Source organism: Aquirufa avitistagni (assembly GCF_042715545.1).
GTDB lineage: Bacteria > Bacteroidota > Bacteroidia > Cytophagales > Spirosomataceae > Aquirufa > Aquirufa avitistagni.
Genome location: NZ_JBBKXZ010000010.1, coordinates 1 through 284 on the forward strand (window position 1 = coordinate 1; position 284 = coordinate 284).

Consider the following 284-nt stretch of genomic DNA (forward strand, 5'->3'; position numbering starts at 1 on the left):
CCATCTCAATCCCCCCACTCACCACATAACTCTGTGAGCCGCCAACTCCACCATTATAATCACTAGAAACAACCACATTACGCCAGCCCTTACTCAATACCTGACCACTGCCACTCAATACCAAATCTCCACCCACTACCATACGCACATTGCCCGGGCGGCCAGGATTCCTGATGCTATTATTATCCCAACTCCCCACATCCAATACCCCTCCTATGCGTACACTACCTCCCGCATTCACAGTCAAATCATACCCCACATAACTAACGTAACTCGTCGATAAA

Annotated in this window: 1 protein-coding gene; it reads right to left on the minus strand. The window is 48.9% G+C overall.

Going from position 1 to position 284, the window contains the following annotated elements:
* Positions 1-284: hypothetical protein (locus U0R10_RS11370; RefSeq protein ID WP_377984095.1), on the minus strand; the 284-nt coding region annotated here is incomplete at both ends.